We start from the raw sequence: 26,015 nt of genomic DNA on the forward strand, positions 1-26,015 counted from the left end.
GCACCTATATAAGTTTGTAAAAACCAGTAGATTTATAATAAAGTCTATTGGTTTTTAGTTTTTAACAATCTAATATAAGAATAATTAAAGATAAAATGAAAGATAAATAATAAATTTTCTCATTATATGTTAATAATCAACAAAAATCTACGAAGAATAATATAGACAATATGACATAATACGACTTAAATTTTATCTAATAAGGGGCGAGAAGAATGGCTAAAATCAAATTAAACAAAAAAAAGAATAACAATAATATTAAAAAAGAAAGTGAAAGTGGTAAAAAGAAAATAAAAAGTATTAAAACAAAGCTAATTGTAGCGACATCTTCTATAGTTGTTTTTAGTTTATTAATGTTAAGTTTTTTATTATATCAAAAATCTTATAAAATCTTAAAAAATGAACTTATGGATACCACGGCTCAATTCTCAACCCAAGTTAATTATAGTATAACTACATTTTTTGAAGGAATGGAAAATAGCTTAAAAGTGGCTAGTGAAAATCCTACTCTAATAAATTTTGATATTAACAATAAAGAAAGTTTAGATAGTTTAAAGTATTTCTTAAGAACGATTAAAAATAGTAGTCCAGATATAGCATATGCACATTTTACAGATGTAAGTGGGGTTATAGTTGAATCTGAGGGAAAGGTTATCAAGCCTTCTAATAAATATGATGCAAGAAATAGAGAGTGGTTTAAGGAAGCCAAAAGTAATCCTAATAAAATATTTTTTTCAAAATGCTATGATGATTTATATGGAGAAAAGATGATATCCATATCAAAGACTGTCAAAAAACAGGAGAAAGTTATAGGAGTAGCTTGTATTGATGTAAGTTTAAAAGCCTTAATGAGGCAAACATCAAGAACTAAATTGGGAAAGGAAGGATATTTAGCCATAGCTGACGCTGAAGGAAGAATTTTAGTACATAAAGATAGTGAACTTATAGGTACTATTTTAAAAGAAAGCTTTTGGAATCAAGTTTCAGGCAATGATAAGGGAGTTTTTCAATATAAATACAAAGATAAGTCAAAATTCGCAGGTTTCTATACTAATGAAAAGACAGGATGGAAGCTTATAGTTATATTAGATGAGGAAGAGGTATCAGAAGATATATACTCTATTAAGATATTCTCTTCCATAGCTACATTGTTAGGATGCGTAATTAATATTTTGTTAGCTTATTGTATAGGCAACAATTTATCAAAATCCCTTACTAATCTTAAAAATGTAATAATAAAATTTGGACAAGGTAATCTAAAAGTACAAGCGCCTAAAAAGCTTAAGGAAAGAAATGATGAAATAGGAGAAATGGCAAACTCCATAGATAAATCTATTAAAAATATAAAAGAAATGATGATTTCATTTAAACAACATTCATCTAACATAAGTGAAGAAGCTGCTAATTTAAGCTCAATTTCAGAGGAAATGGCATCACTTTCAGGAAGTGTTTCAGAAACTATTCAAGACGTGGCAAAAGGTACCCAGGGGCAATCAATGGATTTAATTAAAATAGCGGAAATAAGTCAAAATTTCTCTAATAAAATAGATAGTATAGTTAAAGAGATGATGGAAGTGATGGAAGGCTCTGAAGATATAGATAAGCTATCTACAGGAGGAATCCAAGGTATGAAGATACTTGTTAAATCAACACAAAAGGTTAGAGATTCCTTCAAAGAATTTTCACAAGAAATAGCCAAATTAGCAACAGGTATAAATGAAGTAAATGAAATAACAAATCTTATAAACAGTATAGCAGAACAAACCAATTTATTAGCATTAAATGCGGCTATTGAAGCTGCAAGAGCAGGAGAAGCCGGAAGAGGATTTACGGTGGTTGCAGATGAAATAAGAAAGTTATCAGAGCAAACTAAAAATTCTTCAAAGAACATAAATCTAATAATAAAATCCATATCTAATAAAACAGATAAGATAATAGATGATACTAAAATTATAGATAAGGAAATTGAAAAGGCAGTTGAAACCATTAATGGTTCTATGATTCAATTTACATCTATAGCAAATGGTGTTCATCAAGTAGTGCCAAGAATAAATTCTGCAAATTGTATTGTGACAGAGTTAAAGGAAAGCAAGAATGAGATAATAGATAAAATAGAAAGTACATCTTCTATATCAGAAGAAGTATCTGCATCTTCACAAGAGATAGCAGCTTCTTCAGAAGAGATGACTGCATCTTGTGAAGAGGTAGCCTCTTTTGCTGAAACATTAAATAATATGACTGACGAAATGGAAAGGCACATAAATAAATTTAAATTCTAAAAGGTATTAAAGAAACACTCATGTAATTATTTCAAAAGTGTTTATTTTATATGGAGGAAGGTGTAGTGGACAGATCTAAATTGAGAAAGATTTTATACCTTTATTCTATTGTAATAGTAATGATTTCAGTAATAATTTTAACTACTAATCAATTGAAGAATATAGAAATAATGTATAAAAAAGATGTAGAATCTTTATATAACAATGCTATTCAATTAAAGAAAAAGCATATTAAAAATATAATTGATATTACTGTTAAACACATAGATAGAGAAAGAATAAATGTTACAGATCAATTTGATAATAACATAGATTATATTATTAATTCATTACAATTTCATATAAAAGAAGATGAATTAAATATTGAAAATATATTAAAAACCAAAGATAGAAATGAATATGATTTACTGGTTTGGGATAATAACAAAAATAAGCTAAATTATATATCAGATAAACTTTTATTGAATAAATCCATAAAATCAGAAGAGGAATTTATTAATTATATTAAAAAATACAAAGTTAATAGATACAAAAGTTTACAAAATAAAATTATTGCTATAGTAGTTAGAGAAGATACTATAGAAAAAAAAGTTCAAAATATAATTATGGATTATGTGAGGAAAACTGAACTTTCGGTTAATGAATATATGTGGATTAATCAAGCTTTAGATGATCTTATGCTTAAAGGTGAAGTTATAAGCTTAAAAAAACATTTTCAAAAACAGATTATAAACTCCATAATTATAGCTATTAGTTTAATTTTAATATTAATTTTAGTGATTTTTGTTTTCGAGAAAAGATATTATAAAATTATAAATAAATATTACAATACAATTATTAGAGAAAAACAAGAATTGGTAATGGAAAAAACTAAAGTGGAAAATGAATACAAAAGATTAGAAAGTATTGCAATTACAGATCCATTGACAAATTTATATAATAGATATTTTACTATGAATTATCTTCAATCACAATTTTTAAGATTTCAAGAGAAAGAAGTTAATTTTAATTTGGCAATGGGTGACATTGATTATTTTAAAAATGTAAACGACACCTATGGTCATGAGGCAGGAGATTATGTACTAGAAGCTGTAGCTAAATTACTAAAAGGTAATATAAGAAAAACGGATTTAGTTGCCAGATGGGGCGGCGAAGAATTTATTATAATATTTCCGAATATTTCAGGAGAAGAAGTAATTAAAAATCTTAACAATATAATATATAAAATTGAAAGACAAGACATTGAATATAAGGGAGAGACTTTAAAAGTTACTATATCATTTGGAGTTTCACATTTTTTGAAAAGTGACAATCATTATCAAGAAGCTTTAGTAAGAGCAGATAAAGCTCTATATAATAGTAAGAGATCTGGAAGAAATCAAGTTAAATCAAACTTTTAATTTATTTGCAAACTCCTTAAATTAATATTAAAATAGTTAGAGTAAATAAAGGGTTAAGGAGTGTTTGAATTTGGCTAAGGTAATTATTGCGGAAAAACCATCTGTAGCTAAAAATATTGCAGATGCTTTAAATATAAAGACTAGAAAAGATGGTTATTTTGAAGGAAAAGAGTATTTAATTACTTGGGCCTTTGGGCATTTGCTTCAATTATATGATGCTAAGGATTATAATGAAATTATGAAGGGATGGAGATTAGAAAAGTTTCCTTTTATCCCTATGAATTTTAAATATAAAATAAAGCAACAGAATAACAACAAAAACATTACAGATGAAGGTGCAGAAAAGCAAATTAATATAATAAAGTCTTTAATTGAAAGAGAAAATGTGGAGGCTATAATATCTGCTACAGACTTGGACAGAGAAGGTCAAATTATTGGAGATGAACTATTTTCATATTTACAGATTAAAAAGCCAATTTATAGATTGTTATTAAATGAATGGACACCAGATGAAGTTAAAAATGGAATGAAAAACTTAAAATGTAATGAAGATATGAAATTTCTTCGTGATGCAGGTATAAGTAGGCAGTGGAGTGATTGGATTATTGGTATTAATTTAACTTCTGTAGCTACTCTGAAATACAATATAGAAGATAATAAAATTTTAAATATTGGAAGAGTGATATTGCCTACCCTTAAAATAATTTATGATAGAGACAAGGAAATTGAAAACTTCAAAGCTACTACTTATTATAAATTATTAGCTAATTTTAAAACTAAAAAAGATAAAGAATTTGAAGGCACTTACTATGAGAAAAACTCAGAAAAATTTCAGGACAAAAGTTATTTAAAAATTATTGAAGATTTATTAAAGAATAAAACTTATAATATAGTAGATAAACATGTGGAAAAGAAGAAGGAGTATGCTCCTTACCTATTTAATTTGTCTAATCTACAAGGTTATGTTACAAGTAAGTATAAAGGATGGACTTCTGATAAAGTGCTAAAAGTAGCTCAATCTTTATATGAGAAAAAATTTATAACTTATCCTAGAACTTCTAGTAGTGTTTTAGATGAAAGTTTAGAGGGGAGAGCTAAAAAGGTTTTAGAAACTTTAAAAAAAGGTCTTTCTTATGAAAATCAAATAAGGTTTAATAAATCTAAAAGGATATTTGATAGTTCTAAAGTAGAAAGTCATAGTGCTATAACACCCACATATATTAAACCTTCTAAATTAACAAGAGATGAGGAAATAGTATATATTGCTATAAAAAACAGATTTATAATGCAGTTTATGCCCATAGCTGAATTTGAGGAAACTAAAATTACAATTAAAGCTAATGATGAAGATGTTAAGGGAGAATTTCTATCTAAGGGAAAGGTTCAGATTGTAGAAGGATGGAGAATAGTAGAAAAAATAGAAACTAAGGATACTATTCTTCCATTGGTAGAAGTTAAAGAAAAGGTAGACGCTGTAAACAGTAAAATAAAAACTGTTACTAAAAAACCTCCAAAGCATCATACAGAGAAAACTCTACTAAGGGTTATGGAAACCTGTGGAAAAAGCTTTAAAGATGATGAAAATTCTGAAGAAATGATGAATGCTATTTTAAGTGGATTCAGCATAGGAACTGCAGCAACTAGAGCGGATACCATTAAAAAATTAAAGGATATAGGTTACATAGAAGCCAAGGGAAAAAGTCTTATATGTGCACCACTTGGAAGAACTATGATTGAAATATTTCCCGTAAAAGAACTTTTAGACCTTGAGTATACAGGAAAGCTTGAGAAAACTTTATCGGACATAGAAAAAGGTAAGTTTGGAAAAAAGGAATTTATGGACTTAATATATGAATTTACAAACAGGGCTGTTGAGCTTATAAAAAGTGATAATTCTATGTTAAATAAAATAAAAATAAATCTACCAGAGGGAGTAGAGAATTTGGGTAAATGCCCTCAATGTGGGAATCCTGTAATAGAGGGAAGTAAAGGCTATGGTTGTAGCAATTGGAAAAATGGATGTAAGTTTACCATTTGGAAAAACGATAAATATATACAGTCCTTTGGAAAAAAGGTGACTAAAGATATGGTTAAAATCCTTTTAGAAAAAGGAAGAGTAGGTTTTAGAAATCTTAAAAGTAAAAAAGGGAATGTATTTACAGCCTATTTCACTTATGAAAACAATAAGGAAAAGGGATATTATAGCTGGAAAATGCATTTTATAAATTAATAGAAAATTAAAGCCCGAGAATTATTAAAATTCTAGGGCTTTAATTGTATGCATAAGAAAAATATATAGTTAACATTATGTAAAATATTACGATAATGTAATTGATATCATTTACATAGCATAAAATCATAATTAGGAGGAGATTTATGACAAAGCATAACAAAGGGCTAGATAAAAGACTTTTTAAATCATATCTTGGAATATTTATTTTATTTTTTATTTCAATTTTAGCTGTTGTTTTAGTTTCATTTATAGGTGCTAAAGGAACGTTAGAAAAATTAGGGGAAGAGGCTCTAAAAAACAAAATAAATATGGGGATAGAAATGATGGATATGCTAGAAACTCAAGTTAAAAATGATAACTTAGCAAAAGAAGAAGCACAAGAGATATTTAAGAACAAAATGTTAAATGAAAAAGGGAACGACGGTAAGACTAGAGGATTAAATAAAAAATTAGAGCTGGGTATTGAGGCTTATATGTATGCTATAGATAGCAATGGAATTGAAAAAATGCACCCATTTAAAGAAGGAGAAAATATCTCCAATCTAGTGGATAATAAAGGTGAGAATGTTACTAAACTTATTATTAAAGAAGGTAAAAATCCTGAAAATGGCGGGTTAATAACATTTTGGTGGAAGAATCCAGATGAAAAACAGACAAGAAAGAAAGTAAATGCAGTAGCTTACTATGAACCTTGGGATTGGTATTTAAATGTAGGATGTTACTACGAAGATTTTTATGGAAATATTGTAGATACATTTCGTAATATATTGATAGTAGCTATACTTATATTAATAATGAGCATATTGTTAATAAGACTTATGATATCTAAAAAAGTAGAACCATTAAATAAAGTTATTGAACTTATAAAAAAAATAGGTGAGGGAGATTTAAGTTCTAAAGTTAATATTAATTCAAAGGATGAAATAGGCTATATGGCTAGCACGTTGAATAATGCTTTAGATGAAATAAAATCAATGGTTGTAAGCCTTAAAGAAACTTCTGAGAAAATAAATGAGAAAATAAAATATGTAAATGAGGTTACTAATACTACTTCTGAAACATCCCAAAATATAACAAAGGCTGTAGAAGAAATAGCTTGTTCAGCTACAGATACTACAAAAGATATGGAAATAAGCTTTGATGCAGAAAAGGATTTAACTGATAATATTGCTTTAATTAAAGATACAAGTTTACTTTTACAAAATGAAGCTATGAATGCTAGTAAATTAAATTCAAATATATTAAACGTACTAAAAAATCTAGAGGATAAGAGTATTGAAAATCTTAACTTATCAGAAGAAACATCTAAAAATATGAATATATTAACAGATAAATCAAATACTATTATAAAAATAGTAAATACTATAGAGAATATATCCAAACAGATAAATCTATTAGCTTTAAATGCATCTATTGAATCATCAAAAGCAGGAGTAGCAGGGAAAGGATTTGCAGTAGTGGCGCAGGGAATAAAAGAACTATCTGAACAAACAGAACAGTCAACTAATCATATAAATCAACATGTAAATGAACTTATGAAATCTATTCTTTATTCAGAAGAAAGTGTAAATAAAACAAAAAAATCTTCGGAAATTCAAAGAGATACTATAAAGAAAACTCAAAACATTTTTATGGAAGTTATAAAATTTATAGAGGAAGTTCCAAAATACATAGAAAATAATGTTATTAGAATAGAGGAAGTATATAACAAAAATGATACAGTAAATAGTTCTATGGATGCAGTATTAGGTTTAATGCAAGGTATATCATCAGCTACTGAAGAGATAACTTCATCAATGACAGAAGTAAATAAAAGCATATTAGAAATAAATGATATGATAGATGAATTGGGTATTAATGCTAATGAATTAAATGAAAAGTCACAAAAATTTAAAATAAAATGATAAAATAGAAATTAGAGATGAGATTTACACCTCATGTCTAATTTTTATTTTATTATTAAAGTTATATTTTACATTGGGCGCATATTGATTTGTAAAAAACCGTCTTAAATTTACTTCGTAGGAGTTATATATTAAATAAATAAGAAAGGAAGATAAATAATGAAAGTAATTGATTTAACTCATATATTTCAAAGTAATATATCTTTATTTCCAGGGGATGAAAATCCTATTATAGAAGAAGTTTCAAATGTAAAAGAGCATGGATATAAGACTACAAAGATAAATATGACAACTCATTTAGGAACTCATTTAGATTGCAAATCTCATGTATTTGAAAATGGATTTACTACATCAGATGCTAATCTAAATAAATTTTTAGGACAGGGAATTGTTATAGATTGTTCTATGGTCAAAAAAGGTGAAAAAATAGACGTTAATATATTAAAACAATATGATTTATCATGTAAAGATTTTATTTTAATATATACTAATTGGAATAGTTTTTGGAAAAATGAAGAGTATATTAAAGATTATCCAGTGTTATCAGAACAAGCGGCTAAATACTTAACTTCTTTTAATATTAAGGGTATAGGTTTGGATACTATTTCTATAGATAGTATAGATAATGAAGAACTAACTAATCATAAAATATTATTAGGAAAAGATGTTGTAATTATAGAAAATCTTAAAAATTTACATAAGTTGTTAAATAAAGAATTTCAGTTTTCAGCATTACCATTAAAAATTAAAAATGGAGATGGATCTCCTGTAAGGGCTGTAGCTATAATAGATTAGATTATGAAGTGAAACTTTATATTGATATTGAAAAGAGAAGGCAGTATATTGTAGTTTTAAGGTGATTATGCGGTTTTATTTGGATATAAAGAGTAAATATGAATTAAAATGATTAGATATAAAAGATTAATATTGTTTATTTTATAGCAGTATGCTAAAATCTAAATAATATAAAATAAAAAATATATATCTAAAGGGGTGGAGGATTACATGAAAAAATCATTTGCGATTTTTCTATCAACAATTTTAACTGCTGGCATGTTAACAGGATGTGCTTCACAAAGTAAACCATCAAAAGATGGGGGGAAAAGTGACAACGTAGCAAAGGAAGTAACCATATCAAAGATAGGACTTGCACATAGTACATCAATTAGCGAATCTAAAGACCTAGGTGTAGATAAAAATGGTAAAGAAGTACTTCCGGTGGCACAAGCTGATGAGACTATAGTTGCAGCAGCTTTTGATAAAGATGGAAAGGTTGCCAAAGTAACTATAGATACTGCACAGACTAAAGTTAAATTTGACAAAAACCTTAAACTTACATCTGATCTAAATGAAAAAGTAAAAACTAAGCTTGAACGTGGTGAAGAATATGGAATGAAAAAAGTTTCTAAAATAAAAAAAGAATGGAACGAACAAATTGCTGAACTTGAAAAATGGATGATAGGTAAAACAGTAGATGAAATTAAAGGAATGAAGGTTAAAAAACGTGATGATAAGCACGTATCAATACCAGATGCAGAAGAACTTACATCCCTTGTTACTATTAGTGTAGAAAAATATATTGCAGGTGTTGAAAAAGCATACAAAAATGCTGTTGAAGTTAAGGAAGGTGCTGTAAAGCTAGGTTTGGGCACAGAGGTATCAATTGGTAATTCAAAAGGTCTAGGAGTAGATAAGAATGGAAAAGAAGTTCTTCCAATGGCACAAGTAGATACTACAATGGCTGCTACAGCTTTTGATAAAGATGGCAAGGTTGTAGGTAATATAATAGATACTGCACAAACTAAAGTTGAATTTGATAAACAAGGAAAAGTAACTACAGATAAGAAAGGCGAATTTAAAACTAAAACTGAACTTGGTGAAGAATATGGTATGAAGAAACGTTCTAAAATAAAAAAAGAATGGAATGAACAAATAGCTGAATTCGAAAAATGGACAGTAGGTAAAACAGCAGAGGAAATTAAAGGAATGAAGGTTAAAAAACGTGATAATAATCACGTGGCAATACCAGATGTAGAAGAACTTACATCCCTTGTTACTATGACAGTTGAAGATTATATTGAAGCTGTAGTAGAGGCAAATAAAAACGCAAAATAAAAATTTTAAATAAAACTCCCTCACCAAAAGTGAGGGAGTTTTATAATAATTATAAGTTGAGAGGTATAAAATGAAAAAAACAGTAAAATTACTAAGTATACTTTTTTTAGTTATATTAATTTTTGTAGGTTGTAATAAGGTTAATGAAAATTCATATGAAAAATATACTGATAGCTTTTTTGATACTTTTGATACCATGACAGTAGTGGTAGGTTATACTAAAAGTGAAGAAGAATTTAATTCATATATGGAAAAAATTCATTCCCGTTTTCAAGAACTTCATAAATTATATGATATATATAATAATTATGAAGGTATAAACAATATAAAGACAATAAATGATAACGCTGGTGTAAAACCGGTAAAAGTAAGTAAAGACATAATAGATTTAATTGTTTTTTCAAAGAAGTGGTATAAGTTAACGGAAGGAAAAGTAAATATTGCTATGGGGTCGGTTTTAAGCATATGGCATGATTACCGTGAGGAAGGAATAGATAATCCTGAAAATGCAAAGTTACCACCTATGAAAGAGCTTTTAGATGCTTCTGAATATACGAATATAGACAAAGTTATAGTGGATACTAAAAAAAGCACAGTGTATCTTGAAGATAAAAGAATGAGTATTGATATAGGAGCGGTTGCAAAGGGATATGCAACTGAAATTGTAGCAAAAGAAATTATAAATGAAGGGTTTAAATCAGGAATTATAAGTGCTGGGGGAAACGTAAGAGTATTAGATAAACCACTTGATGGGGTTCGTAAACGTTGGGGGATAGGGATACAAGATCCTAAAAAATCCATAGTTTCAGATAAGGATAAGAATATTGATACAATTTTTATTAATAATGCATCTGTAGTTAGCAGTGGAGACTATCAAAGATACTATGTGGTAGATGATAAAAAGATTCATCATCTTATAGATACTAAAACACTTATGCCAGGAGAGTATTATCATGCTGTAACCGTGGTAGCTAAAGATTCAGGACTAGCTGATCTTTTATCCACAGCTGTATATTTAATACCCTATAATAAAAGTCGTAAACTTGTAGAAAGTTTAGAAGGTGTTGAAGCTATATGGGTTATGCTTGATGGAAAAATAGAAGCAACAGAAGGTATGAAAAAAATAATGAAAAGTAATGGTGCATCAGGTGCAAAATCAAATTAAATAGAGTGAAATATGAATAATATAATTCTAAATAAATAAACTTTGAATTATATATTATATTGTATTATAATAAATGTGGGAAATATTGAGAATTTTAACAATATATCTTTCAATGTATATTCAATTAAATTTTTAAAAATAATTAGAGAGTAGGGATAGGAATGGTAGAAAAAAATAAAATATTAAAATGGCAAGAAGTTGTGAAAGATAAAGTTAAACCGGCATTTATGGCTCCATGGCAAGATAGTACAATGGAAGAAGCTTTTAAAGATGTAGTTACAGAAACATTACACAATATTAATTTGTTAAAGGGAAGTAAAGAAGATAAAAAATGTTTTTTAGGAGAACCTACTTGTTGCATCGGAAATGAAAAGGATATCAATGAAGTAAAATTTGTAGCGAAAGTTCCCGAAGAGGCAACTCCAATGAAAGAAGTTATGAAGGAAGTTATTCCTTATTTTAATGGAATGTTTAACTGGGTTCATCCTAAAGCTATGTTTAATGTAACGCCACCTGCTGCTATTCCATCTATAATGGGAAACTTAGTTGGATCTATGTTTAATCCTAACTTAGTAGAACAAGAATACTCAGGAAATATAGCAGCCTTGGAGATTGAAGTTACGTCTATGATTTCAAAACTTATAGGATATGATTCTGTTAATGCAGCAGGACACTTCACTTTTGGAGGTACCGGGGCATATCTTTTCGCTACTAAATTGGCTTTGACTAAATGCCTTGGAAAAGAAAGTAGATTTGATGGTATTAGAGAAGATGCACAATTATTAGTTTCTAAAGTTGGTCATTATGCTGCAAAGAATTGTACTGATTGGACAGGCTTAGGGATGAATAACATAAAAGCTATAAATCTTAATGAAGATAATTCTATGGATCTTAAACATTTAGAACAGGTTATGGAAAAATGTCACGAGGAAGGAAAACCTATAGCTATGATTGTAGCAACAACTGGAACTACAGATGCCTTTGGTGTTGATGATATAAAAGGAATAATAAAGGTTTGTGATAAATTTGTAAAGAAACATAAACTAAAAAGAAGACCTTTTATTTATGCAGATGCAGTTATAGGATGGGCATGGACTGTATTTAACAGTTATGATTTTATAAATAATCCTATGGAATTTTCAGAGGAAGCATTAAAAGCCATAGAGGAATGTAAGGAAAAAATAAAATATTTAAGCCTTGCAGATGCGGTGGGTATAGATTTTCATAAAACAGGATTTACCTCTTATAATTGTAGTATGATATGTATGAAAGATAAGAAAGATTTAAAGTTATTGACTAGGGATAAGGATGAAATGGCTTATTTATATCAATTTAGTGCATATACTCCAGGAGAGTACACATTAGAATGTTCTAGAGGAGGTAATTATGCTCTAGCAGCTTGGTGTAATTTAAAATACTTTGGTTTAGAAGGATATAGAGCTATATTAGGTAATTTAATAGAATCTGAAAAATCATTGCGTAAAGTTATAGAAAAAGAGCCTTCAATGGTTTGTGTAAATCCTAAGGATCATGGATTTGTTACTTTATTTAGAGTTTATCCAAAGGATTTAGAGGGAAGTTTTGATTGTGAAAATTTTGCAAAGGAACAATATAAAAGAGAATTTGAGGATGAAATATATAAGGATAATTTAAAGAAATACAATGATTATCAATTTAGAGTATCAGAAGAGCTTCAAAGAATGTTATTTGAAGAAAATGGTCCTGCATTAAGCTTTACAAGTGAATTTAGATTAAATTCTTATGGAGAACCTATAGCTGCTATAAAGTCATATCCAATGTCACCTTATATGGCATGCTGTAAAGAGGAACTTAAACAGGATATAATAAATTATGTTTTAAGAGCCGCAGAAAATGTAGATAAGCAGTAGAAATATTAATATGGAGTTAACTAAGATATAATATCTTAGTTAACTCCATATTAATATCTAGTTTAGATTTTTATTAATATAAATTATAAAAATTTAATTATAATTGGTATTAAAAATGAAGTTATAAGACCTGAAATACCTATAGCAAGTCCACTCATTGCCCCTTCAGTTTCACCCATTTCTATAGCTTTTGTAGTACCTATAGCGTGGGAAGCCGTTCCAATAGATATTCCAACAGCTACTTCATCTTTTATATTAAAGATTTTACAGACTATAGGAGATATAATAGCTCCAATTATTCCTGTTATTATAATAGCAGAAACTGTAATTGAAGGGATTCCACCAATTAATTTTGAAACTTCTATGCCTATAGGAGTGGTTATAGATTTTGGAAGAAAAGAGTAAGTTAATCCTTCTGTAAGACCAAATAATCTGCAAAGATAGTAAACACTTACTATAGATGTAATACATCCTACTGTTACCCCCAGTAAAATAGGTATAAAGTATTTTTTAACTAAATCTATTTTATTATATAAAGGAACAGCTAACACTACCGTAGCAGGTGCTAAAAAGAAGGATATCAGCTCACCGCCTTTATTAAAATCTTTAAGATTTATATTTAGAAAAAACATTATGAATATAATCAATGGAACACATATTAAAAGTGGATTTAAAAGTGAAATTTTAGTTTTCTTGTTTATATATAATCCAATTTCAAAACAGATTATTGATATGATTATACTCATCATTGGAGAATTTGTAAGATCTCTCATTTTCTATCAACCTTTCTTATATAGGCTTGTATCGTCCAGCCAGTTACTCCTATTACAATTATAGTAGATATAATACATATTACTAAAAAAGCTAGCCATTTCCCCTTTAGAAAAGGCATACAAGATAAAATACCAACTCCTGCTGGTACGAAGAAAAAAGCAAGGTGATCTAAAAGAAAGTTAGTTATTTGAGATATCATATCTACTTTAATTACTTTAAAATACAAAAGTATAAAAAGAAGTATCATACCTACTACATTTCCGGGAATGGAAAGTTTAAAAATTGAATGAATAACTTCTCCTAAAACACATATTAATAAAACAATGCCAAGTTCTCTCAAAATTTTCAAAGTTACACCTCTTTCGTCATAGTTATAGTATTAACAATAATTATTTTAGTACCTTTTTAATGAAAATACCATAGCTAGAAGAAAGTTATAATCTTCAAAAAATATTCATTATTTTTGATATATAACTAAAGATATTCAAGCTTGAATATCTTTAGTTACTTTAATTATTGGGAAAATATTAGGGTGTAGATTATTACACATACTTTTAAAAATGGTGTGTTGTTACCAGCGAATCATCTCTTTCATCATAACATATTGAAATCTGTATAATTCATCATCAGGGCTTAAGTCATAGGCTTTTTTCGCAAGGGAAAAAGCAAGGCTGAAATTTTTCATGTTTTCATAAATTAAAGATTTTTCAAAATAAGCTTCACTTTTAGATGAATCCAAATTAGTAGCTTTAGAACAAATTTCTAAAGCTTCTTCATATTTTTCTAAGGAATTTAAGAGACTTCCTTTAAGACAAAGGGCTTTATAAAAATTAGGATTTAATTTTAGACAATTATTACAATAATATAGAGCCTCCTCTGTATTACCTAGCATATTTAAAATATCTGCTTTTTTAAAATGCAGTTTATAATTGTTATTGTCTATACTAAGAAGCTTATCACAATAATAAAGAGCTTTTTCAAAATATCCTCTTTCATCATTAATTTTCATTAAATTTAAATATGCTCTTTTATCATTAGGAAAAAAGTTTAAATATTTATACATACACTCTTCGGCTTTATCCATTTCGTATATAAGCATATAAGCTTCACCTTGTATAAGATAAGTTTTAGGATAATTAATATTCAAATTAAGAGCTTTATTAAATTTTTCAAAAGCATTTTTAATTTTTTTATTTTTTAAAAGAATTTCTCCATCTTTAAGTAAAGAATCTATTTGTTCTTGTAAGCTATTAACTTCAATATTATTTTCCATAAAATATCTCCTCCAATAAGTAAAAGTTTTTAGTTTATCTTAATTATTGACATATATTACAAATCATATACCTAAAAATATAATTTGAATTATATATATTTTAGTGTGAAATTTGAATTTTTTTAATTTTGTAGTATAATACTATACTTGGGAGGCTTGATATATTTGGTTATTCGAGGTGCAAAACCTGAAGATGCAGAAAAAGCTGCTGAATTGATTTCAATGGCATGGGACGAGCTTGCTTGTATATTTGCTGGATCAAAGGATAAAAAAGAGGTGAATAAAGTAATTAGTACTTTTTGCAAAGAAAAAAACAATAGGTTTAGCTATGAATACATTGATGTAGTGGAGTCAGAAGGAAGTATTGCAGGATTAGTTTTAGCATTTCCAGCAGAAAAGGAAATGAAATTAAATGTGCCAATTATGAAGAAATTACCGTCACTGTATAAAAGAAAAATTTCAACATATAAAGAAGAAGTCATACCTATGCTAAATTCAGAAGAGGCAAAACCAGGAGAGTATTATATAGACTCTATTGCTGTACATCCCGATTATAGGAAAAAAGGCTTGGGTAAAAAGCTTTTAATGACTGCAAGGAAAAGGGCATTAAAAAGAGGATTTAAAAAGGTTTCTCTTATAGTAAAGCCTAAAAATAAGGGGGCTATAAAATTATATAAATCTTCTGGATATAATATGGCTGGAACAGTAGACATGCCTGGTACGGACTATTATAGAATGGTAAAAAAATATACTGTATAAGTTTAATGATAAAAAATACCTCTCTTGAATAACATTTATAAATGAGAATGTTATTTGGGAGGAGTATTTTTAATGGATATATTAATGCCTATATATGCTAATAGAGAAATTATATTAGATTTATATTCTATAATTATAGATGGATATTTAGAGAGTGTTTCCATAAAATGTGTAAAAGATAAATCAGATAATTTCAGAGTACAAAATGGTGGGAAAAATGTAGAAAGTAATGATTCTAAAGAAGCATATACAAGTAAGGATAAAATAAGCATTGTAGAAGATAAGTGCATAGATAAATATAGAGATTTTAGTGGTACTATAGATGATAGAAACAGTATTAGAGATGAAATAAGCGTAAAAAGAATATACACTAATTTTCATATTTTAAATAAATTAAAAGATGTTATGGTAGAAGAAAATATGCTTAAGTATATAAAAAAAGGAGAGATTAGTTCTGAGAATATAATTCACGGAGAATATATAGAAGTGGATGGATATATTTCTCCAATTTCACCAATAACTGAGATAAATACTATGATAGATATTATAGAAACCTATGATGATAAAGAATTAAATAAATTGCTGAAAAATAAACAAGATAGGGAAATATTTATGGATTATTCTATTATATTAAAACATTTAAAAAATCTAAATAAGCAATTAAGTGCCCATAATACTACTAATATGATAATAGACTGTGAATATTCTAAGGTGGTTTTGAATATAAATACAAATAATTTTTCTGATAAAAATGTATATATGTATGATAATGTACATTGTGATTGCAAAATTTTATGTAAAGTCATAAGAGTTGTGGATGAAAATGAACATATAGATTTACTATGTAAAACTTGTATGAGTAGTTATTATAATGAACTATTCAAAAGTATTGGAACTAATTTGGATATATTAAGAGAAAACAGTATTATAGTTCCAAATAATATTACAACTGAAATAAAAGGACCGGCAATTCAAGCAATACCAATTGCTATATATGTGTAAGGCTTAGAAGTGTTACTTATAGAAAGATAACCCTAAAGGATATATTTTAAATATCTTTTAGGGTTATCTTTTATTACAAATTTGTAAGAATTATATTGTATATGTAAGTTAATAGTTATTGTTATAAATATATAAGGAAAATATAATAAAGTCATAGATTAAAACATGTAAAGAGAGGTATAGATATGGAAATATTAAAAGTTGAAAACTTATCAAAGATTTATGGAGAAGGGAATAATAGAGTAGAAGCACTTAGAAATGTATCATTTGCAATAGAAAGAGGGGAATTTGTTGCCATAGTAGGGGCATCTGGTTCAGGAAAAAGTACCTTACTTCATATGATAGGCGGACTAGATAAACCAACTTCAGGAAAAGTTTATATAGATGGAGAAGATATATATAAATTAAAGGAAGATAATTTAGCCATATTTAGAAGAAGAAATGTTGGATTTGTATTTCAGTTCTTCAATTTAATACCTGTGCTAAATGTAGAAGAGAATATATCCCTACCAGCTTTATTGGATAAAGATAAAATAGATAAAGCTTATTTAAAAGAAGTAGTAGAGATGCTTGGATTAAAAGAAAGAATAACACATCTTCCATCTGAATTATCAGGAGGACAACAACAAAGGGTTTCCATTGGAAGAGCCTTAATAAATAAACCATCTATAATCCTTGCAGATGAACCTACAGGAAACTTAGATAGCAAAAATAGTAAAGAAGTAATAGAACTTTTAAAATATTCTTCTAAAAAATATAACCAAACCCTTATAATTATAACTCATGACATGAATATAGCAGAACAGGCAGATAGGGTAATAAATATAGTGGACGGTGAAATTAAATCTGATAACAAAATAAGATAGAAGGAGAAAGGTAATGAAAAGCTATAAAGAGATAACAGGTAAATATTTAAAACATAATAAAAAAAGAAGTATATTAACTATTTGTGGAATAATACTTTCTGTTGCGCTAATTACTTCTATAGGTTTATTTATAAAAAGTATGCAAAATACTTTTCTTCAGGAGGCAATTTCAGAAAATGGTTCCTATCATATATCAATTTATAAGGAAGATAATGAAGTATATGATAAAATTCACAACAATCCTAAAATAGATAAGGTTGGATTAAAGGAAAGTGTGGGTGATGTTTACTTAAGAGATGAGAAAAAAATAAATATTACCAAATTTAATGAAAATGCTTTGAGGCTCTTACCATATAAAGCAATTAAGGGAGAACTTCCTAAAAAACATGATGAAATAGCTTTGGAAAGTTGGATATTAAGCTATATGGATGGAACTCCAAATGTAGGAAGTATAATAAAAATAAAATTAAATAATAGAGAAGAAAAAGAATTTAAAATAACAGGATTAATTAAAAACAATTCCAGTAGTCAGTTAGAAGGAAGAGGATTAGGAATAGTTTATTCGGATAAGTTTAATATAAATAATTCTATAATATATGCAACTATATCAGAAAAAGCAGATATTTCAGATACAATTAGTGAATTAAAAGGTAATTTTAAAGAGTTTAAAAGTAACGAAGAGGTATTAAGACTTATGGGAGAAGGGCAGAATGAGAATATAAATAAATCTCTTTACCAGATTGCAAGTATAATAATTGGGGTAGTTGTTATAGCTACTATAGCGGTTATATATAATTCTTTTCAAATAAGTGTGGTAGAAAGAATAAAGCAATTTGGTCTTTTAAGAGCAGTAGGTGCTACTCAAAAACAAATTAAAAAAATAGTATTAAGAGAAGCTACTTTAATAAGTTCAATTGGAATTCCATTAGGACTATTCTTTGGTGTAATAGCATTAAAAATAGTAGCAGAAATTTTTAAGATGATGTCTAGCTCTGCTTTTGGAAATTTAAATGTAGTTATATCTTATAAAATATTAGCTATTAGTGCGTTAGTTGGTTTATTTTCAATATATATATCAGCACTTATACCAGCAAGATTTGCAGGGAAAATATCACCTTTAGTTGCTATTAGTAGTAGAGCATTAATAGTAAAAGAAAAGATAAAGAAAAATAGGGGGAGAATAGCAAAAAAGATTTTAGGCATAAATGGTTTAATGGCTTTTAAAAATATAAAAAGAAATAAAAAAAGATTCAATATAACAGTTTTTTCAATAACTATAAGTGTAACCTTATTTATATTTTTTACAACTTTTATAAATATGCTTAACTTTTTTAATACCCCAGAAACAGAAAGTGATATATCTCAATTTTCAGTAGTTGGAACAGTAGACAATAAAGGAAAAAGCTCTTTAAATAAAAATATAATAGATCAAATAAAGAATAATAATTATACTAATGATGTATTTGTACATTATATAAATTATTCATCAAAATCAGTGATTTCAATTGATAAGAAAGAACCAAATTTAGAAAAAGTTGCACCTGATATATATGAAAAAATAGATTTAGATGGAAAAGAAATGATTAAATTAGGTGTAGCCTTTGATGCTTATGATGAAAATAAACTTAAAAATAGTTCTAAATATGTAGTTAGCGGTAAAATAGATATAGATAAAATGAAAAAAGAAAATGGAGTTATATTAGTAAAAAATCAGCTGATAGCGGATAAAGGCGGACATTATAATGGTTCTTTTACAAAACTAAAAGTTGGAGATAGCTTTTATGTGAATAAGAATATTTTAAGAGATGATTTAATAGGAAAAAATAATGAAAAAGAGAATAAACTTAATTTTAATAAAGAAGATATGGTTAAGGTTAAGGTAGTTGCCATAGTAAATACTCCACCCTATGGATTCTTCGTTAATCCAGAACATTTAAAAATAATAACCACAAAGGATGTTTTGGGGAATATAGCGGGAAAAGATATGAATAAAATACTTTTAGATCAAATCCAAAGTGCTGAAATAGACTTGAAAGATAAAGGCGCAGGGGATGAATTTCAGAAATGGATTCAACCTTTGGGAGATAGATTTGGAATAAGAGTTATAAATCATGTGCAACAAATGGAGGAACAAAAATCAAGTGGACTTCAAATTAAAATATTAATGTATGGATTTATAGTTGTTGTTTCTTTAATAGGAGCAGTAAATATAATAAACACTATAACTACTAATTTAATTTTGAGAAAAAAAGAGATTGCATCCTTAAGTGCAATAGGCATGACTTATAAAAATATAAAAAGAATGATTTTAACCGAAGGAATTCTTTATGGAGTATATGGATCAATTTATGGAGTCATTGTGGGAACATTCTTATCTTATGCTATGTTTTCTAATATGACAAATATAATGAAGTTTAAATGGCCAATACCTTGGCAAAGTATATGCATTGCAGTGGGAACATCAATATTTATAGGATTAATATCAGTAATACGTCCATTAAATATGATAAAAAAATCTAATATTATAGATGTAATAAAGGCAGAAGAATAATTAATAAAGTTCAGGTGAATTTAAGTTTCATCTGAACTTTTATTATATAATTAATTTAAATAGATAGTTGAAGGGAAGGTAAAATATGAATAGAATATTACTTTTAGAAGATGACGAAGCCTTGGCTTTAGGAATTGAATTCACCCTTAAAGATGAAGGGTTTAATGTAACAAGGTGTGCATATGTAGAAGAAGCAATAGATATTTTTAATAAAAATAAATTTGATTTACTTATATTAGATGTAATGCTTCCTGATGGAAATGGATATGATGTTTGTAAATATGTAAGAGATATAAGTGAAGTGCCCATAATATTTTTAACAGCCTGTGATGATGAGGTAAACATTATATTAGGTTTAGATATTGGTGCTGATGATTATATAACAAAACCTTTTAGGGTAAGAGAACTTATATCTAGAATTAAAGCTATTCAAAGAAGATTTAAAAGTAGTGAAAATAATAAAAATATATTAAAATGCGGAGATTTGATATTAAATACAGAAACTGCAAAACTAGAAAACAAAGGAGAAGATATCATTCTTTCTGCACAAGAATATAAACTTATTTTAATATTTATGACAAATGCTAAAAAAGTAATGAGTAGAGAAGAAATTCTTAATAAATTAATTGAGGGGGAAGGTTCTTATTTTGATACCAATACTCTTTCTGTGTATATAAAAAGGATTAGAGATAAAATAGAAGAGGATTCCTCAAATCCTGAATATATTAAAACTAAAAGAGGAATTGGATATGAATGGAGCTTAGAAGTTGAAAAGGAGTAACATATTATGAATAAATACTTTGATAATCCAGAACTTAAAAAAAGTTCATTAATTATTCTGTTTTTAGCACTTATAACTTTAATTACTTCCTTTTTCATTATAGAAAAAAGCTATGATAGAATAAAGAGAAGTTATATAGAAAGTAACATGGCTTTAGTTGGAGAGATAGCTAAAAGTCATCCAAATCTAAAGGATGAAGTAGTTAAAACTATAATAAGAGAACCTAATGAGAAAAGTATAGAAGAGGGTAGAAGTATATTAAAAGAATATGGTTTTCATGAAAATTTAGAAATAGAATTTATTCCTACCATGGAATCTAATTATTATAAAGCTTTAAAAACCATATTAGTTTTTTTATTTGTCTTTTTTGTTGTTATATTCATACAAAATGCTTTTCAATATATAAAAATTTATAAAAGATTGGAAAGACTAAGGTTAGCAGCACAAAATATAGTAGATCAAAATTTTAACATTGGAATATATGAAAATGCGGAGGGGACTTTTGCAAAACTTGCCTATGTTTTTAATAATATGAGGACAGTTATGAAAAATAATTTTTTATCAATAGAAAGAGAAAAGGAGTTTTTAATAAATTTACTTTCAGATATATCTCATCAATTAAAAACCCCTATATCATCTTTAATAATATATAATGATATATTATTAAACAGAACTATAGATGAGGATAAAAGAAGAGAGTTTTTAGAAAATAGTTCAAAGCAATTAAACAGAATTGAATGGCTTATAAAAAGCCTTTTAAAACTTGCAAAACTTGATGCAGGAGCAATAAAATTTGAAAAAATAAATAGTGATATAAATAAAACTGTAAAAGAAGCTATAGAAGCTCTTAGGGCAAAGGCTAAATATGAGAAAGTGGATCTAAGATTTCACAGCAAAAATTCAAATATTATAATGGAACATGATTCTAATTGGGTAAGTGAAGCTATTATAAATTTAACTAAAAATTCTTTGGAACATACTAAAGAAGGGGGATTAGTAGAAATTATCACCGAAAAAACGTCAATATTTACTAGAATTATAGTTAAAGATAATGGAGAAGGCATTTATAAAGAAGAGATACCACATATTTTTGATAGATTTTTCAAAGGAAGAAGAAATAAAAATGTGGAATCAGTAGGAATTGGGTTAGCTCTTTCAAAATCCATAATAGAAGCACATGATGGAATGATAGAAGTAGCAAGTAAGGTGGGATTCGGAACTACTTTTACTATTACTTTTCTTGGAAATTAAATATAATTTAACTAAGGTTGAGTTATATATATATTTCATATGACAATATTCATTTAACTTTCGTATTTTTTAAGGACTTTTGGAGTAAATATGCTAGAATAGCTATTGATAGTGAAAACATATTGATTATAGATGAATGTAGATGGTTTGACTTTCAGCACTATGTGCTAAAATATGTTCGAAATAATAGAGAGTTTGAGAGAAAATTAAGGATAGCAGAACAATACACTTATTTTGGAGGGATAATAGATGACTCCTTATTATAAATATAAAAAAGAAAAGTTTTTAGAAAAATACAAAAGTGAAATTTTTATGGAAGTATAGGGAAATACCTATACTTTTTTTATTTTCAAGAGAATTCTTTTTGTTATTCGTTATATTGTATGAAGGGAAATTTATAGAAAGGAGAATATAAATGCATATTGATAGAAATAACTTTTTGGACGAGATAAGAAAAGGAAATACAAAAGCATTAGATTACATAATGGAAACTTATTCACCATTGGTAAAAGGTATAGTAACCAAAGTATTATACACATTAGGGAATAATGGTTTAGTAGAAGAGTGCATAGCAGATGTTTTTATCTCTGTATGGAAAAATAATGTAAGCTTTACCGGAGATGGTTTAAGTTTTAAAAAATGGATAGCATGTATATCTAAATATAAAGCTATAGATTATTATAGAAAAAATAAAAATAATCTAGAAATGTATGATATAGATGAGTGTATAGAAAAATCATCTTATGATTTAGAAGAAGAGATTATAGATTTAGAGAATGAGGATAAATTATTAAAACTTATAAATAAATTGGAGGAAACCAATAGAAGTATATTTATTATGAAATTTTTTCTAGGAATGAGTTCTAGCGAAATAGGTAAGAAATTAAATTTAAGTTCTAATGCTGTAGATAATAGAATTTTTAGGGAAAGAAAAAAACTTAGAAATAAATTTTACAAAAATGAAAAGGAGGAAATTTTATATGAAAACAATATATGATTTACTTAATGACATTGATTTAGATATAGATGAATATGAGAAGATAGAGTTAAATGATATTGAAATGAAGAAATTAAAAGATATGGTTTATGATAAAATAAAGCGTAAAAACAAATATAAAAAGTGGCAAAAATCAATTGCATCTATGGTTATAATATCTATTATAGGTATATTTCTAGGGAAACCTATACTTGCAAGAAGTGTAAATACATTAAGTGGAATAATAGAAAAATTAAATTACGATATGAAATATAAAGATTTATCGGATTATACAACTACTTTAAATAAAACCGTAACGGATAAAAATGTTTCCATAACCTTAACGGAGATTTTAATGGATGATAATCTTTTACAAATAGCATATAAAATACATTATCCTAATGTAAAAAATGATGAGTCAAAACTAAGTGACATATTTTTAGGATTAGGTGTAAATATAAATGGAGAAAAATTAAATGCAGGTAGGAGTGGCAATACAGACTTTATAGATAATGATACTGTTGAAGTTCTTCAAATATTAAATATTGCTAATAAGAAGATTCCTAAAAGGATGGATATGAAAGTTTATTTTAAAGAAATGTTCGGAATAGCTGGTAATTGGGAATTTAAATTTAAAGTATCAAAAGAAAAAATATATAAAAAAACTAGAAATATTTCTATAAATAAATATGTGGAATTGGATAATTGCAAAATTAATGTAGAAAGGATAGCTATAAGCCCTATATCTACAACATTAATTTTTAAAGGACATGGAGAGAAAAAAGAGTCTATATTGGGATTAGGCTTTAATATATTTGATGACAGAGGAAAAGAAATACCTACAACTACTGCGGGATTATCCTATGATCCAGAGAAAAATAATAAGATAGAAGGAGTTGTTAATTACAATGCATTATCAAATAAAAATATAAAAAATATTACTATAGTACCCAAATACCAGAATCATAATATAAAACCAAACAAAAGTAATCCAATAGATATAAAAGAAAAATTACCAATAATTTTACAACAAAATGAGAAAAATAAATTGATTATTAAAGATATAGAGTTTAAAGAAGATAAAATTATAGTAAACTATAAAGCAGAAGGTATGAGCCCTATAAATCAGTCACATAGGTTATATATTTATGATGAAAATAATAAAATGTTAGATGAAATTTTAGAAGATAGAGGCAAACTTTTGAGTAATTATTATAAAACAGCCATTTTCACAAAAGTTTTTAAATTAAATAATAGTAAAAAATATTATATAGGTACAGATGATATGAATGATATAAAATTTTATGATAAAGAAAAAAATATTATCAATATAGAATAAAATAATAAATCCCAGTATATGATTTTATTTATGGTGTGCTGGGATTTATTGCTAATTACAGACAATATAAAATAATAAAAACTTCTAATAAATATTTATTTCTTTAAACACTTCCCCATCTAAAGTTTTTATTATAAATGTATTATTTTCTAAAATACCATAACAATGAGGTGTATTTTCTTTTGGAAAAGTAATAGAACCAGGATTTATTATAAATATATTATTTATCCTTTTAGCGAGGGGTACATGAGTATGACCATATATAAAAACATCACCATTACTTATAGTAGGTAAGTTATTTTTATTATATATATGTCCATGAGTTAAAAATAATCTTCTATTATTATATAAAATTATAGAATAATCACTCATAATTGGATAATTTAAAACCATTTGATCCACCTCACTATCACAATTTCCTCTTACTGCTATTATCTTATTTTTATATTTATTTAGAATTTCAGCAACCTTTTTAGGGTTGTATTCTTTTGGTAGAGGATTTCTTGCACCATGATAGAGTTCATCTCCTAATATAACTAAATAATCAGCCTTTTCCTTTTCATATATATTAATAACTTTTTCTAAATAGTAGGATGAGCCATGTATATCAGATATAAAAAATAATTTCATAATATTTCTCCTTCCTTATAGTAGATTAAAAACTTTGTATTTATATTAATTATACTAAAAAAGAGATATAGAACATATAGGCAAACTATCTCATATTATAAGTATATATAATTAATAAAGGGGTATGGTATTTTAGTATGTATTCTAAATTTTATAATGCTGGAGCTTCTATATGTAATAAAGGGAGAGCAAAGGTAATCGGTGTTGGAAGCTTGAAAGTTCAACCAGATATGGCAATTGTAAGCTTGGGAATAATAACGGAGGATAAAAGTTTAGAAAAAGCTCAAAGGGAAAACGCAAAAATAAGTGACAGGGTTATAAGAGAACTTCAGAACATGGGTATTGATAGAAGAGATATAAGTACTGCTAATTATAATATAGAAGCACAATACGATTATGTTGATAATAAACGAGTATTTAGAGGTTATAGAGTAACAAATATTTTAAGTGTAAACATAAGGGATATAACGAAAGTAGGAGAAATAATTGATGCATCAGTAAAAAATGGAGCAAATAATGTGGGAAATGTAAGCTTTACTATATCTAATCCAAAACATTATAATAATAGAGCCTTAAAGTTAGCAGTAGAAAATGCAGTGGAAAAGGCCATGGTTATCGGTAACACTTTAAAAGTACAAGTAAATACAATACCATGTAGTGTAAAAGAAGTAAGACCTACAGAAAAATTTAGAGAGAATACAGCTATGTTTCAAGCTACAGCAACTACTCCTATAATGCCAGGGGAATTAACAATAAGTGCCACAGTTGAGGCGATTTTCGTATATTAATAATGGTTTTCTAATAAACTAAAAAGGAGAGGGTTTAAAT

The 26,015-nt window shown here is 27.0% G+C and carries 22 protein-coding genes; 18 read left to right on the forward strand and 4 right to left on the reverse strand.

The genetic code is table 11. From position 1 onward, the window contains the following. The first annotated feature begins 215 nt into the window (after positions 1 to 215). The 8 genes from B5D21_RS00770 to B5D21_RS00805 all read left to right on the forward strand — a co-directional run bounded on the left by B5D21_RS00770 (position 216) and on the right by B5D21_RS00805 (position 12,985). Positions 216 to 2,279, forward strand: a complete 2,064-nt coding sequence (locus B5D21_RS00770; RefSeq protein ID WP_011100018.1) for a methyl-accepting chemotaxis protein — start codon at positions 216 to 218, stop codon at positions 2,277 to 2,279. Between the two features lie 65 nt (positions 2,280 to 2,344). Then, positions 2,345 to 3,679, forward strand: coding sequence for a GGDEF domain-containing protein (locus B5D21_RS00775; RefSeq protein WP_052040989.1), 1,335 nt, complete (start codon positions 2,345 to 2,347; stop codon positions 3,677 to 3,679). A 70-nt stretch (positions 3,680 to 3,749) separates the two neighbouring features. Beyond that, positions 3,750 to 5,909 carry a type IA DNA topoisomerase gene (locus B5D21_RS00780; protein ID WP_035125039.1) on the forward strand — a complete coding sequence of 720 codons (2,160 nt, stop codon included), beginning with the start codon at positions 3,750 to 3,752 and terminating at the stop codon, positions 5,907 to 5,909. A 146-nt stretch (positions 5,910 to 6,055) separates the two neighbouring features. Continuing rightward, positions 6,056 to 7,816 carry a methyl-accepting chemotaxis protein gene (locus B5D21_RS00785; RefSeq protein WP_011100015.1) on the forward strand — a complete coding sequence of 587 codons (1,761 nt, stop codon included), beginning with the start codon at positions 6,056 to 6,058 and terminating at the stop codon, positions 7,814 to 7,816. A 159-nt stretch (positions 7,817 to 7,975) separates the two neighbouring features. Next, positions 7,976 to 8,611, forward strand: a complete 636-nt coding sequence (locus B5D21_RS00790; RefSeq protein WP_011100014.1) for a cyclase family protein — start codon at positions 7,976 to 7,978, stop codon at positions 8,609 to 8,611. 210 nt (positions 8,612 to 8,821) lie between these two features. After that, positions 8,822 to 9,931 carry a hypothetical protein gene (locus B5D21_RS00795; protein ID WP_035127644.1) on the forward strand — a complete coding sequence of 370 codons (1,110 nt, stop codon included), beginning with the start codon at positions 8,822 to 8,824 and terminating at the stop codon, positions 9,929 to 9,931. A gap of 70 nt (positions 9,932 to 10,001) precedes the next feature. Next, the gene (locus B5D21_RS00800) at positions 10,002 to 11,096 is read left to right on the forward strand and encodes an FAD:protein FMN transferase (RefSeq protein ID WP_011100012.1); all 1,095 of its coding nucleotides are present in this window, start codon (positions 10,002 to 10,004) and stop codon (positions 11,094 to 11,096) included. A 161-nt stretch (positions 11,097 to 11,257) separates the two neighbouring features. After that, positions 11,258 to 12,985 carry a pyridoxal phosphate-dependent decarboxylase family protein gene (locus tag B5D21_RS00805; protein ID WP_011100011.1) on the forward strand — a complete coding sequence of 576 codons (1,728 nt, stop codon included), beginning with the start codon at positions 11,258 to 11,260 and terminating at the stop codon, positions 12,983 to 12,985. Between the two features lie 83 nt (positions 12,986 to 13,068). On the opposite strand, the gene B5D21_RS00810 is transcribed toward B5D21_RS00805, so the two are convergent. From B5D21_RS00810 to B5D21_RS00820, 3 genes are all read right to left on the reverse strand, one after another. Beyond that, positions 13,069 to 13,758 (reverse strand): LrgB family protein, encoded by a 690-nt coding sequence (locus tag B5D21_RS00810; protein ID WP_011100010.1) that lies wholly within the window; start codon positions 13,756 to 13,758, stop codon positions 13,069 to 13,071. Beyond that, positions 13,755 to 14,108, reverse strand: a complete 354-nt coding sequence (locus B5D21_RS00815) for a CidA/LrgA family protein (protein ID WP_011100009.1) — start codon at positions 14,106 to 14,108, stop codon at positions 13,755 to 13,757. Before B5D21_RS00815 ends, B5D21_RS00810 begins: the two co-directional genes overlap by 4 nt. A gap of 222 nt (positions 14,109 to 14,330) precedes the next feature. Then, positions 14,331 to 15,032 (reverse strand): tetratricopeptide repeat protein, encoded by a 702-nt coding sequence (locus tag B5D21_RS00820; RefSeq protein WP_011100008.1) that lies wholly within the window; start codon positions 15,030 to 15,032, stop codon positions 14,331 to 14,333. 165 nt (positions 15,033 to 15,197) lie between these two features. On the opposite strand from B5D21_RS00820, the gene B5D21_RS00825 reads away from it, so the two are divergent. The 9 genes from B5D21_RS00825 (at position 15,198) to B5D21_RS00860 (ending at position 24,557) form a co-directional block, all read left to right on the forward strand. After that, positions 15,198 to 15,791 carry a GNAT family N-acetyltransferase gene (locus B5D21_RS00825; protein ID WP_035125042.1) on the forward strand — a complete coding sequence of 198 codons (594 nt, stop codon included), beginning with the start codon at positions 15,198 to 15,200 and terminating at the stop codon, positions 15,789 to 15,791. Between the two features lie 72 nt (positions 15,792 to 15,863). Continuing rightward, positions 15,864 to 16,793 carry a DUF6414 family protein gene (locus B5D21_RS00830; protein ID WP_035109348.1) on the forward strand — a complete coding sequence of 310 codons (930 nt, stop codon included), beginning with the start codon at positions 15,864 to 15,866 and terminating at the stop codon, positions 16,791 to 16,793. 185 nt (positions 16,794 to 16,978) lie between these two features. Beyond that, positions 16,979 to 17,659: an ABC transporter ATP-binding protein gene (locus B5D21_RS00835; RefSeq protein WP_011100005.1), complete on the forward strand. Its 681-nt coding sequence runs from the start codon at positions 16,979 to 16,981 to the stop codon at positions 17,657 to 17,659. A gap of 13 nt (positions 17,660 to 17,672) precedes the next feature. Then, positions 17,673 to 20,210, forward strand: a complete 2,538-nt coding sequence (locus tag B5D21_RS00840; RefSeq protein WP_011100004.1) for an ABC transporter permease — start codon at positions 17,673 to 17,675, stop codon at positions 20,208 to 20,210. A gap of 85 nt (positions 20,211 to 20,295) precedes the next feature. After that, complete coding sequence (locus B5D21_RS00845) at positions 20,296 to 20,991, forward strand: response regulator transcription factor (RefSeq protein WP_035109352.1); 696 nt, start codon at positions 20,296 to 20,298, stop codon at positions 20,989 to 20,991. Positions 20,992 to 20,997: 6 nt separating this feature from the next. Beyond that, positions 20,998 to 22,242: a sensor histidine kinase gene (locus B5D21_RS00850; RefSeq protein WP_011100002.1), complete on the forward strand. Its 1,245-nt coding sequence runs from the start codon at positions 20,998 to 21,000 to the stop codon at positions 22,240 to 22,242. A 17-nt stretch (positions 22,243 to 22,259) separates the two neighbouring features. Beyond that, positions 22,260 to 22,508 (forward strand): hypothetical protein, encoded by a 249-nt coding sequence (locus tag B5D21_RS13875; RefSeq protein WP_128993695.1) that lies wholly within the window; start codon positions 22,260 to 22,262, stop codon positions 22,506 to 22,508. A gap of 149 nt (positions 22,509 to 22,657) precedes the next feature. Further along, the gene (locus B5D21_RS00855) at positions 22,658 to 23,239 is read left to right on the forward strand and encodes a sigma-70 family RNA polymerase sigma factor (protein WP_011100001.1); all 582 of its coding nucleotides are present in this window, start codon (positions 22,658 to 22,660) and stop codon (positions 23,237 to 23,239) included. Then, a complete protein-coding gene (locus B5D21_RS00860) occupies positions 23,223 to 24,557 on the forward strand; it encodes a DUF4179 domain-containing protein (RefSeq protein WP_035109356.1) in 1,335 nt (444 codons plus the stop codon). Before B5D21_RS00855 ends, B5D21_RS00860 begins: the two co-directional genes overlap by 17 nt. An 84-nt stretch (positions 24,558 to 24,641) precedes the next feature. On the opposite strand, the gene yfcE is transcribed toward B5D21_RS00860, so the two are convergent. Beyond that, positions 24,642 to 25,187, reverse strand: coding sequence for a phosphodiesterase (yfcE, locus tag B5D21_RS00865; RefSeq protein WP_011099999.1), 546 nt, complete (start codon positions 25,185 to 25,187; stop codon positions 24,642 to 24,644). A gap of 137 nt (positions 25,188 to 25,324) precedes the next feature. Between yfcE and B5D21_RS00870 the strand changes: the two genes are divergently transcribed. Then, complete coding sequence (locus B5D21_RS00870; RefSeq protein ID WP_011099998.1) at positions 25,325 to 25,975, forward strand: SIMPL domain-containing protein; 651 nt, start codon at positions 25,325 to 25,327, stop codon at positions 25,973 to 25,975. The last annotated feature ends 40 nt before the right edge of the window (positions 25,976 to 26,015 follow it).

Origin of the sequence: Clostridium tetani, from assembly GCF_900167265.1 — a bacterium.
GTDB classification, from domain to species: domain Bacteria; phylum Bacillota; class Clostridia; order Clostridiales; family Clostridiaceae; genus Clostridium_G; species Clostridium_G tetani.

Excerpts from the sequence above, each read along its gene's own strand:
- B5D21_RS00770 (WP_011100018.1), top strand. The coding sequence starts at position 216 with ATGGCTAAAATCAAATTAAACAAAAAAAAGAATAACAATAATATTAAA.
- B5D21_RS00785 (WP_011100015.1), top strand. The coding sequence starts at position 6,056 with ATGACAAAGCATAACAAAGGGCTAGATAAAAGACTTTTTAAATCATAT.
- B5D21_RS00790 (WP_011100014.1), top strand. The coding sequence starts at position 7,976 with ATGAAAGTAATTGATTTAACTCATATATTTCAAAGTAATATATCTTTA.
- B5D21_RS00795 (WP_035127644.1), top strand. The coding sequence starts at position 8,822 with ATGAAAAAATCATTTGCGATTTTTCTATCAACAATTTTAACTGCTGGC.
- B5D21_RS00800 (WP_011100012.1), top strand. The coding sequence starts at position 10,002 with ATGAAAAAAACAGTAAAATTACTAAGTATACTTTTTTTAGTTATATTA.
- B5D21_RS00805 (WP_011100011.1), top strand. The coding sequence starts at position 11,258 with ATGGTAGAAAAAAATAAAATATTAAAATGGCAAGAAGTTGTGAAAGAT.
- B5D21_RS00810 (WP_011100010.1), bottom strand. The coding sequence starts at position 13,758 with ATGAGAGATCTTACAAATTCTCCAATGATGAGTATAATCATATCAATA.
- B5D21_RS00820 (WP_011100008.1), bottom strand. The coding sequence starts at position 15,032 with ATGGAAAATAATATTGAAGTTAATAGCTTACAAGAACAAATAGATTCT.
- B5D21_RS00830 (WP_035109348.1), top strand. The coding sequence starts at position 15,864 with ATGGATATATTAATGCCTATATATGCTAATAGAGAAATTATATTAGAT.
- B5D21_RS00835 (WP_011100005.1), top strand. The coding sequence starts at position 16,979 with ATGGAAATATTAAAAGTTGAAAACTTATCAAAGATTTATGGAGAAGGG.
- B5D21_RS00840 (WP_011100004.1), top strand. The coding sequence starts at position 17,673 with ATGAAAAGCTATAAAGAGATAACAGGTAAATATTTAAAACATAATAAA.
- B5D21_RS00845 (WP_035109352.1), top strand. The coding sequence starts at position 20,296 with ATGAATAGAATATTACTTTTAGAAGATGACGAAGCCTTGGCTTTAGGA.
- B5D21_RS00850 (WP_011100002.1), top strand. The coding sequence starts at position 20,998 with ATGAATAAATACTTTGATAATCCAGAACTTAAAAAAAGTTCATTAATT.
- B5D21_RS00855 (WP_011100001.1), top strand. The coding sequence starts at position 22,658 with ATGCATATTGATAGAAATAACTTTTTGGACGAGATAAGAAAAGGAAAT.
- B5D21_RS00860 (WP_035109356.1), top strand. The coding sequence starts at position 23,223 with ATGAAAACAATATATGATTTACTTAATGACATTGATTTAGATATAGAT.
- yfcE (WP_011099999.1), bottom strand. The coding sequence starts at position 25,187 with ATGAAATTATTTTTTATATCTGATATACATGGCTCATCCTACTATTTA.
- B5D21_RS00870 (WP_011099998.1), top strand. The coding sequence starts at position 25,325 with ATGTATTCTAAATTTTATAATGCTGGAGCTTCTATATGTAATAAAGGG.